The organism is Pseudomonadota bacterium (assembly GCA_034660915.1).
In the GTDB taxonomy this organism is placed as follows: domain Bacteria; phylum Desulfobacterota; class Anaeroferrophillalia; order Anaeroferrophillales; family Anaeroferrophillaceae; genus DQWO01.
In genome coordinates this window covers 12,183-27,326 of record JAYEKE010000048.1, presented here as the reverse complement: position 1 = coordinate 27,326, position 15,144 = coordinate 12,183, and the positions used below count along the sequence as shown (strand labels likewise).

General features: G+C 47.3%; 11 protein-coding genes. 5 read left to right on the top strand and 6 right to left on the bottom strand.

What is annotated here, in order from left to right:
- The coding region (locus U9P07_02910; GenBank protein MEA2108360.1) for an MqnA/MqnD/SBP family protein at positions 1–328 on the bottom strand (328 nt) is incomplete at its 3' end.
- 156 nt (positions 329–484) lie between these two features.
- A complete protein-coding gene (locus tag U9P07_02905; GenBank protein ID MEA2108359.1) occupies positions 485–1,762 on the bottom strand; it encodes a CCA tRNA nucleotidyltransferase in 1,278 nt (425 codons plus the stop codon).
- A 305-nt stretch (positions 1,763–2,067) separates the two neighbouring features.
- Between U9P07_02905 and U9P07_02900 the strand changes: the two genes are divergently transcribed.
- Complete coding sequence (locus tag U9P07_02900) at positions 2,068–3,192, top strand: ATP-binding protein (GenBank protein ID MEA2108358.1); 1,125 nt, start codon at positions 2,068–2,070, stop codon at positions 3,190–3,192.
- Between the two features lie 24 nt (positions 3,193–3,216).
- A complete protein-coding gene (locus U9P07_02895; GenBank protein MEA2108357.1) occupies positions 3,217–4,494 on the top strand; it encodes a diguanylate cyclase in 1,278 nt (425 codons plus the stop codon).
- Between the two features lie 236 nt (positions 4,495–4,730).
- On the opposite strand, the gene U9P07_02890 is transcribed toward U9P07_02895, so the two are convergent.
- From U9P07_02890 to U9P07_02875, 4 genes are all read right to left on the bottom strand, one after another.
- Positions 4,731–5,180 (bottom strand): N-acetyltransferase, encoded by a 450-nt coding sequence (locus U9P07_02890; protein MEA2108356.1) that lies wholly within the window; start codon positions 5,178–5,180, stop codon positions 4,731–4,733.
- 468 nt (positions 5,181–5,648) lie between these two features.
- Positions 5,649–7,349 (bottom strand): DNA repair protein RecN, encoded by a 1,701-nt coding sequence (recN, locus tag U9P07_02885; protein MEA2108355.1) that lies wholly within the window; start codon positions 7,347–7,349, stop codon positions 5,649–5,651.
- The gene (locus U9P07_02880; GenBank protein ID MEA2108354.1) at positions 7,342–8,202 is read right to left on the bottom strand and encodes an NAD(+)/NADH kinase; all 861 of its coding nucleotides are present in this window, start codon (positions 8,200–8,202) and stop codon (positions 7,342–7,344) included. Before U9P07_02880 ends, recN begins: the two co-directional genes overlap by 8 nt.
- A gap of 51 nt (positions 8,203–8,253) precedes the next feature.
- On the bottom strand, positions 8,254–9,642 hold the full coding sequence (locus tag U9P07_02875; protein MEA2108353.1) for a FapA family protein: 1,389 nt from the start codon (positions 9,640–9,642) through the stop codon (positions 8,254–8,256).
- Positions 9,643–10,024: 382 nt separating this feature from the next.
- Between U9P07_02875 and U9P07_02870 the strand changes: the two genes are divergently transcribed.
- The 3 genes from U9P07_02870 (at position 10,025) to argJ (ending at position 15,137) form a co-directional block, all read left to right on the top strand.
- Positions 10,025–10,951, top strand: a complete 927-nt coding sequence (locus U9P07_02870) for a M23 family metallopeptidase (protein ID MEA2108352.1) — start codon at positions 10,025–10,027, stop codon at positions 10,949–10,951.
- Between the two features lie 180 nt (positions 10,952–11,131).
- Positions 11,132–13,777, top strand: coding sequence for a preprotein translocase subunit SecA (secA, locus tag U9P07_02865; protein MEA2108351.1), 2,646 nt, complete (start codon positions 11,132–11,134; stop codon positions 13,775–13,777).
- A 148-nt stretch (positions 13,778–13,925) separates the two neighbouring features.
- Positions 13,926–15,137: a bifunctional glutamate N-acetyltransferase/amino-acid acetyltransferase ArgJ gene (gene argJ, locus U9P07_02860; GenBank protein ID MEA2108350.1), complete on the top strand. Its 1,212-nt coding sequence runs from the start codon at positions 13,926–13,928 to the stop codon at positions 15,135–15,137.
- Positions 15,138–15,144: the final 7 nt, after the last annotated feature.

Here is a 15,144-nt window from a genome sequence, read left to right as displayed (position 1 = left end):
AGATGGAGGTTAATGATTGGGCAGTTAAGGCGATGGTGGTATTCTTCAGGCTCTCAATTGGATTTTTGCTCAGCAGCAGGACACTGCGAACTTCTCTCGTTGAGGCAATTGAGATCCGGGGTAGAATGAAATAATGTTCAGGTCTCAGGGCATATTCAATTGAGGATGAAGGACTGATATCAATGTGGCCTTCAGCCAGCAGCTGGTTTAACTGGGCCGGATTGCCCTGAATATATCGGTAGCCGTTTGCCGGAAATTCTTTCTTGAGCAGGGAAAATAATGGCAGACAGTTGAGAAAGCTGATTTCACCTATCGACAGGAAAGACATTTTTTAATGCTCCTAGGGAGGCTGTCCGAGAATAGAAATTTTTTCTCAGGTCGAGGCATTTTTTGAAAACAAGCGCAGGCATATAGCTAATATTCTGAGCATTGTTTTCAAAAAATAACGAAGAGATGGGGGAAAAGAGCATTCGCGGACAGCCTCCTAATCTAAAAACATCAATTTTGGGTCCACCATCTGATCACCTTTTGTGGCTGGCCACCGGGAAACCTGTTTATGCCAGAAGCCGATGGTTTTCCCCAGCTCTTGCGGATATTCCCGGCCGAGTTGGATGAAAAAGAAGAGTGATGCATAAAAATTCTGGCGTTTTTTCAGCTTTTTTATTCGCTTGTCTCCGGAGCAGAGACGGAATATACCGATCATTATTTCCCTTACCCGGTGACGCTGGTAACGGGGTAAATGCAGACAGTCATTCAATGGCTGGAGCAGCAGTTCAACTGCTTCATGTACCCGGTGCAGGGGAGGTGCCGGACTAATCCCACAGCGGTTAATCACTTCCGGGAGCAACAGTGATGTAACAATCAGGGATTCCAGCTGTTGTTCGTTTGTCGCCGGTGAAAAAAACTCTTCCATTTTTTGCATCAATTGCCTGGTTTGCGGCAGCATGGTTGCTGTAGGATAGGGAAGCCAGGAGGAAATGATTCCAAATTTTGCTGCCAGGCCCACCATGGCTGATGTGGTTCCTTTGGTGTAAAGACCACGTAGCTCTTCGTGCAGGCGACTGGGTGAAACTTCTTTAAGCAATGGAGCATGAAACTGCATGGCTTTCAAGGTTTGTTCTTCCAGGGTAAATCCCAGTCGGCAGGAAAATTCCATTGCCCGCAAAATACGTACCGGGTCTTCCAGCAGCCGTTCATAGGGATCGCCAATAATTCTGACAATGCCATCTCCAAGGTCTCCCAGCCCGCCAAGGTAATCAATAACTTTGAATCTATCCAGTGAGTAAAAAAGCGCATTGATGGTAAAATCTCGCCGCTGTACATCTTCGGCCGGGGTACCGTAGGTGTTGTTCGCCATGGTCGGTTTGGCGGTTACCAGCTCCAGGTTTTTTTCATCAATTATTAATTTTTTACGGAAGGTGGCAACTTCGATAATTTGTTGTCGGCCGGTTATGCGATCGGTAAAAAAGATGTGGGCAAGGCGGAAACGACGACCAATAATTCTTGAATTGCGAAATAATTTTTTGATTTGCGCTGGCTTGGCATCGGTGACAATATCAAAATCCGCCGGCTGTCGTCCAAGGAGCAAATCTCTAACCGCTCCACCAACCAGGTAGGCCAGATACCCGTGGTCTTTCAGTCGGTACATGATTTTTAACACATTGCGATCAATCTTTTTTCGGGAAATGGGGTGGTCGGCACGGGAGATAATTAAAGGAGTTGGTTCTTCTGGTTGTGATGTATGGGGTAGTGGTCTGTACATGATTTGGTTATGGAGGTAAAATACCAGACAATGGTGATTTTAAATATAAACGTGGGGCTCATCTACCACCGTTTCTCTGGGGTGTCAAGTTGCCATCAGAATATGGGGCATAAAACCTGCTTGTTCAGGTGCAAGGGCAGGTATTTTTTGCCGGATGAGTGTTGATGAAAAAAACAGCTGGAGAATAAGGGGTGATATAGCGAAAAGTTCTCAATAAATTATGCATTGCTGTCGATAACTTTAGTGATCATCATGGGCTTTTATGTGCCTTTTTTTTACAATAGTTGGAGGCAGAAACTGATACCATGTCAGGAGTTGATAAAAATAATCGCTATCGTCGGATCATCGATGCCATCAATGATGGTATCTATCTGATTGATGCAAGCTTTACCGTAACGGCTATCAACCAGGCGGAAGCGGCATATTTTAATGCCCATCCCCGTGAGATTGTGGGGAAAAAATGTTATGAGGTTTTCCGCAACCGTCGCGAGGTCTGTCCGGACTGTCTGGTGAAACTTTGTCTGTTTGATCGCCAGCAGCGCCATCGGTTGAGGGTTGAAGAGCGAAAAAAAGGCCGACGATATGTAAATATATTTTATCATCCCATTCTTGATCCCGGGACATCACGTTGCCAGGAAGTGGTGGTTACTATTCAGGATGTTTCGGAAAGGGTGGTTTTGGAAGAACAGGCCTCCCAGTCAGAAAAAATGGCGACTCTGGGACGGATGGCGGCCGGGGTTGCCCATGACCTTAATAACTTTCTTGCGTCTATTTATGGCATTATTCAGTTGCAGCAAATGATGAAAAAGAAAGGATTGCAGAATCTTGAAAAAGAGGAAAGACTTTCCCAGCAGCTGATGAAGCAAGTAGAAGCCTTAAATCTTCTGGCGAAGAATCTGCTGCTTTTCTCCCATCCTGAACACGAAGAGAAGTTTCCGCTGCCATTTAACCAGATTATTATGGATGCTCTTTCATTCAGCCGTTATGAACTGGAGCGTGATCAGGTGATGATTGAATGTCAGTTGGAGGAAACGCTGCCGATGATACCGGTGATGAAAACCCAGATACAACATATCATGCTTAGCCTGATGATGAATGCCGCTGAAGCTGTTCGGATAAAGAAGAGAGAAAATGTTGATGATTTTTCCGGCAAAATAATTATCCGCACAGCAATGCTTGATTCCCATCATGTGGCGACAGAAATTATTGATAATGGTTGTGGCATTCCTGAACAGATTCAGGATAAAATATTTGAGCCCTTTTTTTCTACTAAAAATGGTGATTGTGCTTCAGTTAAAGGTACCGGTTTGGGTTTGACAACTGTCAAGGCTATTGTTGATAAACACGGAGGGCGATTGGAGTGGAAAAGCCGGGTGAATGAGGGCAGTACATTTACGGTTGTGTTGCCGGCTGGCAAAGTTGGCATTTAATCGGGAAGCCAGGAAGGTATTTATATGGATACGGATCTGATCAGGGAATATAAGTTATTATCCAAGTTGCTGTTAAGCGGGCTGAATTCCTCTTATGCGGCGGATCAAACAGCAGGTAAAACCATGAAGGCGTTGTTGACAGCCCTGGAAACTGCTGGTTCAGCCAGGCAAATCAAGGATTTGCACAGTCAGATCAAAGAAGTGCTGATGAAAGAATCCCCCCGGAGTGTTGCCGTACTGGAGCAGCAAGTTTCCTCCTTAAAGGGTGAGATAATGTCTCAGTCCGGTAAAGAAACGGAATTGACCGGTGCGCTGGAGGGAATGAAATCTCTGGTTGCCCTTTCCCTGCGGGAAGTGGAAAGCATGTCGGATCAGGACGAAAAATTACGTGGTCTATTTGAAGAAACCAGGACAAAACTTGAGGGTTTGTCAACGCTTGAAGATCTGGATGATTTCAGTCGGCAGTTGAAAAATCTCTTCTTTCAGAAAACCCTGATTCAGGGAGTTATTGAACAGGAGCGGGATGAACTGAAGAATATCATCCTGATTATGGCCGGTACTTTGACTTCGTTTCTGGATATTGGCGGTGAATTTGACAGCAATCTGGACAGTTATGCCAAACAACTGCAGGTGGTTAAGGATATTCACGAGATTCAAAAGGTCCGTGACTTACTGCTGAAGGAAACCATGTCATTAAAGGGACATACTGCTAGGATGATCAAAGAGGTTCAGCAGGCAAATCAGCGGGTTGAGTCTGCCAATCAGAAGATTGAAAAACTTAAACAACAGATGGAAAAAATCAAACAGAAAGTCAGTATTGATCCCTTGACCAGGGTTGACAATCGCCGGGCTTTTGATGCCAGGATCAAACAGGAATTTGCCAGCTTTAAACGGTATGGCCGTAAGGGCTCAATGATCATGATAGATATCGATCATTTTAAAATGGTGAACGATACCTATGGGCACCGAACCGGGGATGGGGTTTTGCGGGTGGTCGCCGGGATTATTAAAAAAGAGATTCGAGATATCGATTCCGTGGCCCGTTATGGTGGGGAGGAGTTTGCCGTAATCCTGCCCCATACCGTTTTATCCCCGGCGTTAGAAGTAGCTGAGAGGCTGCGGGTCAAGGTCGAAGAAAGTCGTTTTTCCTATAAGGGAAAACAATTTTCGGTGACCATCAGTCTTGGGGTTGGGGAAATTCAGGAAGATGATACGCTGGAGTCATTTATTCAGCGTGTTGACGCGGCTTTGTATGCCGCCAAAAATGCTGGTCGCAATCAGGTGAAAGAGAGCGTTGCCTGATCCAGATATTGCAAACCTAAATCGAGTGATTTTTGAGCTAATAAGCCACCGGGGGACTGGTTCCCGCTCATTCTAGCCGGCCGTCCATGGCCGGCTTGTGAGGACACCGCTAAAGCAATGTCCCCGATTGTCCGCCGAGAATCACCGTCCTGGTGATTCTTTCGGCGCCCAATACCGCTAAGAACCAGCCTCCCCGGTGGTTTCAGACTGTTTAACTCGCTTGAGTTGGGGCAAAGTTAGAGGGTTTTTATCATCGCAATCTCATCGCAGTTCGGGAACTTGACGCACTGCAAACAATCCTTCCATATTTTATGCGGCAGTAGGCTTTTATCAATCTTCTGGTAGCCAAGTTTTGAAAAAAATGACTCCTGGTAGGTAAGGGTAAAGGCCTTTTGCAATCCCAGTCGTCTGGCTTCAGTTTCACAATGGTTGACCAGCCGGCTGCCGATTCCTTTCTTTGTGTGTTCAGGTATGACTGCCAGTGAGCGGATTTCCCCTAAATCTTCCCAACAGACATGAAGCGCCGATGCTCCGATAATTTCCTTCTCTTCTTTGTAGATGATGAAATCTCTTACATTTTCATAAAGATCGCTCAAGGCACGGGGTAGAAGCAGCCCCTGGTTGGCATAATATTCGAGGATTTTCTGAATTCGGGGAACGTCTTTGATAGTTGCGAGTTGTAGCATAATAGGCCAAAGGCTAGAGGTTAAAGGTTAAAGGCTAAAGGATACACGGGATCGGGGACAGTACTTTAGTGCTGTCCCCATGCGAAGCAGGGCGAAGCAAAAGTGCAAATCTGTCCCGTGAGAGGGCGAAGCTAAAGGTCAAAGGCTAAAGGCCAAAGGCTAAAGGTTAATTGTAACTCAACTTTCTGACTTGCATTGCCAGGGACATATTAGCAGGATGTTCGGGTGTGGCTCATAGCGGTATTGGCCGCCGAACGAATCACACGATGTGATTCACGGCGGACAATCGGGGACATTGCTTTAGCGCGCCTCACAAGCCGGCCTGTCTGCGTGCGGCACGCACAGGCAGGCCATGGACGGCCGGCGAGAATGAGCGAGAGCCATGCCGGAACATCCCTGGAAATTTCTTTCAGCTGTTTATAGAACAATTCAGAAAGTTGAGTTATAACCAACTGTAATGATTGATGGTTACTGGGTTTCCCTTTTCTTTTCTGTCGCCTGCTGGACCAGTTCCCGGGCATGATTCCGGGTAATTTCACTGATTATTTCACCGGCTCCCATCCTGGCCAATTCATCTATCCGGGCCTCAGTATTTTCATGATCAAGTTGTTTAACCGTGATGAGGGAATGAGCGTCGGCCAGCTGTTTTTTGATGATCAGATGATGGTCACACCAGGCGGCAACCTGCGGCAGGTGAGTGATGGCGATAACTTGATGGTTACTGGCGATACTGGCCAGCTTATGGCCCACGGATTCAGCAGCGGCGCCGCCGATGCCGGTATCAGCTTCATCAAAGATCAGAGTGGGAATAATATCCCTGGCTGCTGCTGTCGTTTTCAGTGCCAGCATAAAACGGGATAACTCCCCACCGGAAATAACCTGGTGCAGGGGAGCTGGTTTCTCACCGGGATTGGTGCTGATCAGGAAGGTAACCTTATCTTTTCCTTTGGCGTTATAATCCTGTTCTTTGATGGCTACCTGAAAATGGGAATGCTGGAGTTTTAAATCGCTCAGATGGGTCATGACCGCCTCTTCCAGTTTTTCCGCCTGTGCTTGCCGGGCCCGGGAAAGTTCTGCTGCCAGTGCCTCCATCTCCCCCTGTTTTTTCACGCAGAGTTCTTCCAACTCCTGCTGTTTTATTTCATGATTTTTCCAATCGGCCAATTGTTGCCGAAACTCATCTTTCAGGGTGAAAAGGTCAGCGTAGGAACAGCTGAACTTTCTTTTGAGCTGTTCTATCTCGGCGAGTCTGAGGTTGTTTTCTTCAATGGTTTGTGGATCTATTTCAATGCCGGTCAGATAATTGCTCACCGTTTCTCGAAGATCTTGCAAGATTTCCATTGCCTGGATTAATTGCTGACCATTAACACTGAAACTGTCATCCAGACGATGAAGATTTTCCATCAGATCAGTAAGTTGATAACAGCTGTCGATGATTGATTGCTTGCCGGAATAGAGGACTTGTTCAGATCGGGTAGCAATCTCCAGCAGTTTTTCCCGCTGAAAGTAGCGCTGCTGCAGTTTCAAAAGTTCACTTTCTTCATCAACCGTCAAGCGGGCTTGATCAAGGGTGTCCAGCTGGTGATCCAGATAATCGATTTCATCTCTGGCCTCTTGTACCTTCTGTTTCCACTCCAGCAACTGGTTCCGGGCTGTTACTAAGGTTGTGTAGGCTTGTTCATGGCGTTGCCGTAAAGTTCCTAGATTTCCATATAAATCCAGAAAATCAAGGTGCTTCTGGGGGTGCAGCAGGGATTGCTGGTGATGCTGACTGGCGATTTCCACCAGCTTTCCACCGAAGAAGGTCAGGGTATTATTAGTAGCCGGTTGATCATTGATAAATGCCCGATTCTGCAGCCGGTCATTTTTTAAGCTGATTATCCTTTTCAGAAAAAGATCTTCGTTATCAAGGGGGAAGCCATACTCTGTCAGATCGTCCTGTAATTCAGGAAACTCGGTCAGGCAGAAGGAGGCACTGAGGCTGATTTTTTTTGCCGGATCAGCAAACATTTCCCGGGTGGGTTTGCCCCCCAGCAGGGTGGTCAGCGCACTGATGACAATGGATTTTCCGGCTCCGGTTTCACCGGTTATGACGGTCATCCGCGGTTCGAATTCGACTTCCAGTAAATCAATAAGCTTAAAATTGCTGATGGTCAGCGATTTAAGCATAACGTTCACCCCATTTGAGTTTTGTCCGCAGGACCTCAAAATAGGTTTTGGTCGGGGAGGTGATCAGTGCGATAGAGTAATCAGCTCTGGTTACGGATATCCGGTCGTATTGTTGCAGGTCAAAACCAATCTGACCATCCAGGGTAAGTGACACATCACCGCCTTCCGAAGCCAGAACCGTTTCAATCCTGGCTTCAGGTGGTATTAGTAACGGGCGGTTGGTTAACATATGGGGACAAATGGGGGAAACGATAATGCTGTCCAGGGTGGGGTAGACAATCGGACCGCCGGCGGAGAGGGAATAAGCGGTTGATCCGGTGGGGGTTGATATAATCAGTCCATCGGCCTTGAATGTGGTCAGATATCCCTGGTCAATGGTTGTTTCCAGCTCAATGATTCTGGCCAGGGCACCTTTATTGATAACCAGGTCATTGAGAACCGCATAGGAGGTAATGATTTCCTGCCGGCGATAGACCTGGGCAATCAGCATCATGCGTTTGCTGACCTTAAAGCGGTTTTTGAGGATATCAGCCATCACCGTATACAACTCATCCAGGCTGATAGCAGTCAAAAATCCCAGGCTGCCGAGATTAACCCCCAGTATGGGGACTTCATGCTTGTTGACCAGACGGGCAACACTCAGCAGGGTTCCATCCCCTCCCAAAACGACAATTACATCCGCAACTCGGGGAATCTCCGGCTTTTCCATGGCCTGGCTGCCGGGGATGGCCTGGGCCAGTTCTTCACTGAAAACGGTTCTGATTTCCCGTTTATGCAGCCAGGATACCAGCTTGACACCGACTTCTAATGCCTTTGTATTATTGTGTTTAATAACAATTCCGATGGTCTGCATGGGAATTCATTAACATAGGGGAAAAAGGGTGTAAAGAGGAAAGTGGAGGGTTTAACGGGTGGTAATCTTCTTGTCTACCGGATCAAGCCAGAAAGCTATCGGACCGCTTAACGGCTTGTCAACCTGGTAGGTTTCATGACCAATTTTGATCAGGACCCCCGGGTATACCTGCCGGTGGACTGTTATTCTGGCTTGGCGGGCTGCTGCCGATTTTTCTTCCAGCTCGGTTTTTTTCTTTTTCAGCAGAGTAATTTGGCTGTCAATTTTATGGTATTCGTTGATTAATTCCGCGGCTTCTTCCTGCCGTTCAGCCGGCAGCATGGATGGGTCTTTTTTCATAATGACCGGCAAGCTGACAAGGTCAACAATTTCAATGGAACGTTCAATCATTGGTTCCATGACCCGGTCTATCTTCTGCAGACGTTCACGGATGAAAATGTCATTTCCCACTTCGACAGTTGTACGGCTGCTTCCTTCTGATCCCAGTTCGCCGGTTTCAATCCCTGAAAAAGCTGAGATGGAACATTCACCGGTAATCTTGCCGGCACAGCGGATGGATCCTCCGGCCACGAGGGTGCTGTTGATTACATGTTTCTCAACCACGATACTGCCTTTGGCCTGGCAACTTCCCAGGCTGGCGATATATTCTGATTTGATATTTCCAAGCACGGTAATGGAAGATTTTTCGCTGCCGATGATGCCGGTACCAACTACCAGGTCGCCCTTGGCTTTAACGCTGCCGCCATCTATCAATTTATCAATGAAAACATCACTGTTGGAAATGGCGGCAAAGCCGCTGAGCAGATTGCCGGTGACATGGATGGGTCCCTGGTATTTAATGTGACCGGTATTGAGATCCACATTGCCATCAACTGTAAACATGTTTTCTATGACCAGGTCACTACCCTGTAAATCAGCTTGGCCGTCAGCCTGGGCCAGGTAGTGTAAATGGCCTTCATCCGTGGTTTCCAACTTGACATTTTTCCCGGCATTGATTTTTTTTAATGGTTCTAAAGCTTCGGCCTCAGTGATTGTTCCATCAACTTGGAGGCCGGAAATTCCTGCTTTTCCAGGAATTATTTCCAGCAGCATGGTGCCGGATTTAGTGAAATTGACCATTCCCCGGTCACGGTAATCAATTTTGCCTGATTCAAGTACCTGCCCGATGGATTTCCTGGTGGAAAACTTAAACTGGTAGTTGGGCTGAATGGTTGCTGTGAGCGGGGTTCCATGGGCCACTATTCCTTTGATCGGCTGACCGGGATTAGCTTTTGCCTGCTGACAGAAAACTTCAATGGCCTGATCATCAATACCGGCAGTGACCTGATGATCCGTGAGGGCAGAGCGGATTTCATCAACGGTGGGAGGGGCACCGTCAGATTCAAAAATGATTTCAATGGATGCTTTTAATCGATCATCGCTTGTCTGGACCTGGATCATATGATGAAATCCTCAGTAAAAGAATTATATTTTTCTATCGGCAGAATATCTTCACTTCTTTAAAAGTTTGTCCGAGGATGGTTGGGGACAGTTTAAAAACTGTCCCCCCATTATAAAATTGACATATTTGGCTTGCTTTGCTATAAAGTGCTCCAGAGAACTACCGATATATTAATATATAAGGAACTATTCAGCATATCACTATAAACCGGCTTTTTCCTTCAGGGGACAGATTTTATTTTTCTCATCTGGAGGACATATAATTTTTGCTTCCATCATCAGGTTTATAAATCCAACTGAATAAACCATAGAGAAAAATTTAATCTGTCTCCCGGTCTTGGAGCTGAATAGTTACATATATAATATAGCCTTACTGAATTCTATGAATAAAACTGAGAAATATACCTTGATCCTGTTGCGGGACGGTAATCAATATCCCCGGCGAATAGCCATTTCCAGAAAATGGCTGCGGCGCCTCTTCCTGCTTTTTGTTCCACCTGTTCTGGCTTTGTTTGTTGGGGCGGTGGTGTCGATATTTCTCTATGCCAGCAATTTAGATAGTATTAATGGCCATGAAAAATTAGTGCAGCAGGAAGCGGAAATGAAGGCGCAGATCGGTTTTTTTGCCTCTCGGATTGATAATCTTACGGACCAATTGACCCGGATTAAGGAGAGCAATGTAAAAATCAAGGTTCTGGCTAACTTGAACGTGCATTCGGGAAGTAGTGTCCGACAGGGTCTCGGGGGGCCTGATCCAGCGGCTGCCGCCTTGACGACAGACAGTCTGGATGCAGCCAGAAGCCAGGCCATTGAAAATATGCACCGGGATATTCAGGTGCTGGAGCTGCGGTTGGTTGATGAACAGCAGCAAAGTAATCTGCTCCAGGATTATCTGGAGGAGCAGAAGGCGGTACTCAATTTCACTCCTTCGATCAGACCGGTTAGGGGTTGGATCAGCTCCGGGTTTGGTTATCGACGTTCACCTTTTACCGGCAAGCGGGAATTTCACCATGGGCTTGATATCGTTAATCGTAAAGGGAGTCCAGTAGTGGTGACTGCCGATGGACGGGTTAAGTTTGCCGGCCATAATGGCGGTTATGGTAACCTGGTTGTAGTTGATCATGGCATGGGGGTGGAAACTAAGTATGGTCACTTGTTTCGTATAGAAGTCAAGGTTGGCGATAAAGTCATCAGGGGACAGGAAATAGGTGCCTTGGGGAATACCGGGCGCAGCACCGGTCCCCATCTTCATTATGAGGTTGTGGTAAATAAACATGCTGTGAATCCACATCAGTATTTTATTGATTGAATAAGCTAAAACCGCAATCTTCTTCCTTTTGATATCCTTCCTGGTTTCGCCCTTTTTCGCGGGGGCAAAACTGATTGTCAGTTTCCCATCCCGGTAGAGTTCTGAGTTTTCACGATAATCTGAGATGTAAAAAAACATTGTTGATTGTATGCATCATTTTCCCTTGAAGAGGAATTTCATATGTTTGGAATTGTAAAAAAAGTTATTGGCAGCAAGAATGATCGGGAGTTGAAAAAGTTAAATCCCTTGATTCAACAGATCAATAAGCTGGAATCAGAGATTAAAAAACTTACCGATGAACAATTGCGGGCAAAAACCGATATTTTCCGTCAACAGCTGCAGGAGGGCAGATCCCTGGACGATCTTCTGCCGGAGGCTTTTGCCGTTGTTCGAGAGGCTTCTGTCCGAACCTTGAAAATGCGTCATTTTGATGTTCAGCTAATGGGTGGAATTGTTCTGCACCAGGGGAAAATAGCTGAAATGAAAACCGGTGAGGGTAAAACCCTGGCGGCAACTATGCCTCTCTATCTCAATGCCCTTGAAGGTAAAGGTGCTCATGTAATAACAGTTAATGATTACCTTGCCCGTCGCGATGCCGAATGGATGGGAACTATTTACCGGTTTTTAGGACTTTCTGTGGGGGTTATTCTGCATGGGATGGATGATCAGCAGCGTCAGGTAGCATATGGTTGTGATATTGCCTATGGTACCAATAATGAGTTTGGTTTTGATTACCTTCGTGACAACATGAAATTTCAGTTGGAAGATTATGCCCAGCGGGAGTTGAATTTTGCTATTGTCGATGAGGTGGACAGTATTTTGGTTGATGAGGCCAGGACTCCCTTGATTATCTCCGGGCCGACCGAAGATCTTACGGATAAGTATTATTTGATTGATAAAGTTATACCACGGTTAAACAAGGAAACTGACTATGAGATTGAAGAGAAGACTAAAACGGTTGTACTCAGCGACCAGGGGGTTGCCAGGATTGAGGAACTGCTGAAAATTAATAATCTTTTTGAACCTTCCCAGATGGAAACCCTGCATCATGTTAATCAGGCCCTCAAGGCACATGTTTTGTTTAAGCGGGATGTGGATTATGTGGTGAAAGACAATCAGGTGATGATTGTTGATGAATTTACCGGCCGTCTGATGCCTGGAAGGCGTTACAGTGACGGCCTTCATCAGGCTTTGGAAGCCAAAGAAGGTGTGAAAATAGAAAGTGAAAACCAGACCCTGGCTTCAGTAACCTTCCAGAACTTTTTCCGCATGTACAATAAACTTGCTGGAATGACCGGGACAGCGGATACGGAAGCGGTGGAATTCAAGCAGATTTACAATCTTGATGTCATGGTTATTCCCACCAATATGCCGATGATCAGGATTGATAATCCGGATGTGATCTATAAAACCAAAACGGAGAAATACCGGGCGGTGGTTAGGGAGATCATCGAGCGCCACCAAAAAGGTCAGCCGATGCTGGTGGGAACCATCTCCATTGATGATTCTGAAAAATTGAGTCGGATGCTGACGAAGAAAGGTGTTCGCCATGAAGTCCTCAACGCCAAGTTCCACGAGAAGGAAGCAGAAATTGTGGCCCAGGCGGGTCGAAAAGGTGCTTTGACTATCGCGACTAATATGGCCGGGCGGGGAACTGATATTGTTTTGGGTGGTAATGCTGAAATGCTGGCAAAGAAAAAAATAAAGGAGGATATGCCGGCGGAAGAACAGGAGCGGATATTAAACGAACTCCAAGCCCAGTGTCAGGGTGAACGGGAGGAAGTCCTGGCTGCGGGTGGACTGCATATTCTGGGGACGGAACGTCATGAAAGCCGGCGGATTGACAACCAGCTTCGGGGTCGTTCTGGCCGTCAGGGTGATCCTGGATCCACCCGTTTTTATCTGGCTCTTGACGATGATCTGATGCGTATTTTTGGTTCCGAGCGGATTGCCAAGGTCATGGATACGTTGGGTATTGAGGAAGATGAACCAATTGAGCATGGGATGATCTCCAAGGCGATTGAAAATGCCCAGCGTCGGGTTGAAGGTCACAACTTTGATATTCGGAAACAGCTGTTGGAGTATGATGATGTCATGAATAAGCAGCGGGAGACTATCTATGCCTTGCGGCGGGATATCCTGGGTCAGAATAATCTTCGTGAACTGGCGCTTGATTATGTGGATGAAGTGGCAACCGAGCTTATCGAACGGCTGGTAAGCGAAAAAGAGCCTTTGCCGGAATGGGATTATGAAGCTTTGAACGCCGGATTCAGTCAGGATTTTGGTCTTGCTGTCGATTTCGCTGACGATCCCGCGGTTCAAGAGGTTTCAAGTCGTGAATCATTTATTGAACTTTTTCTTCAGCGTTTGCACCATTATTATGAACAGCGGGAGCAGGAAATTGGCGTTGAGACCATGCGCCAGCTGGAGAAAATCGTTTTGCTGCATACTCTGGATACATTGTGGAAAGAGCACCTCTATAGCATAGATCAGTTGAAGGAAGGCATTGGCCTGCGGGGATATGGTCAGAAGGATCCGCTGCGCGAATATCAGCGTGAAGGCTACGACATGTTTATTGATATGCTGGCTCGGGTGAAAGAGGATGCGGTTATCCAGCTTTGCCATATCCGGGTAACCCGGGATGAAGAGGTAGAAGAGCTTGACCGGCAGTCAAAGAAGCAGACGGGTATGGTCTTGGGCCGGGGTGAAGGGGGCAGTGAGTCAGGGAAACGGCAACCGGTGAAGAATAAAGAGGCGAAAGTTGGTCGCAATGATCCTTGTCCCTGTGGCAGTGGCAAAAAATATAAACGCTGTTGTGGACGATGATATATACGGTATAAGGTATGAGGTGCAAGGTATAAGGTTTACGGTTTAAGGTACAAGGTATAAATGTGCAAGGAATTGTTGTTCGGCTAAGGATTTTACATTCAAGTAAACTCGGGACTGTCCCCAGCTTCACCGGGGGCTGTCCCAGATGTTTACCATGCGGGAGATAATGGAAAAGGTTATGAGCTGTCCCGGGTATCGTTTCGCCGCCCTTCACTGCGGCCTGAAAAAAGAAGATCAACTCGATCTGGCTCTCATTGTTTCCGAGGTGCCGGCGACGGCCGCGGCGGTTTTTACCACCAATAAATTTCCGGCAGCGCCGGTTATTTATGGCCGGCTGCAACTTGCTGCGGCGATGCCAATCAGTGTTGTGCTGGTTAACAGTGGTAATGCCAATGCCTGTACCGGTGATCAGGGGGTGGCTCATGTCAAAGAGCTGGCAAAAGGCCTTTCATCCGTCCTTGCTGTTCCTGAAGAAGAGGTTTTCATCTCCTCAACCGGTGTGATCGGCGAACCCCTGCCGGTGAATATGATTACCGCCGCTCTGCCGCGTTTTCCCGAGCTTCTTTCAGCCTCAAGTCTGGCTGCCGCGGCCGAGGCCATCATGACCACAGATTCACAGCCTAAAACCTGCTCGGTTTCGCTGCCACTTTCAACCGGCGTTGTCCATCTTTGCGGCTTGGCCAAAGGTGCCGGGATGATAGAACCTAATATGGCAACCATGCTGGCATATCTCCTGACTGACGCCAAGATCTCCGGCAGTACGCTGCAAAAACTTTTAGCGCAGGTGGCGGATCGAAGCTTTAACCGGATCAGTGTTGATGGGGATACCAGCACCAATGATACCGTCCTGCTCCTGGCCAACGGCGTGTCTGGTTGTTCCCTGGCTACAGAGGCGGATGCAAAGGTGTTTGCAGCCGGCCTGTACCAGGTTGCCGATGAGCTTTCCCGGATGATCGTCAAAGATGGTGAAGGGGCGACCAAGCTGGTTGAAATCCTGGTCAAGAATGCTCCTGATTGCCAGGCAGCGGAGCAGATCAGTCGGACCATTGCCCATTCCCTGCTGGTGAAAACTGCTTTTTTTGGCGAGGATGCCAATTGGGGGCGGATTGTCGCCGTCCTGGGGTATGCCGGCGTCGACCTGGATCCTGGGCGGGTGGATATCTGGCTGGACCGGATTCAGGTGGTCGCTGGTGGTCAACGGTGTCCTGATTATCAGGAAGGTGATGGTGCCGAAGTGTTCCGACAGGATAGTTTTACCATTACCATTGATCTGCATGCCGGAGATGGTAGTTTTTCCCTGCTGACGGCCGACCTTTCCCATGAGTATATCAGCATCAATGCCGATTATCGGACTTGAGGCTGTT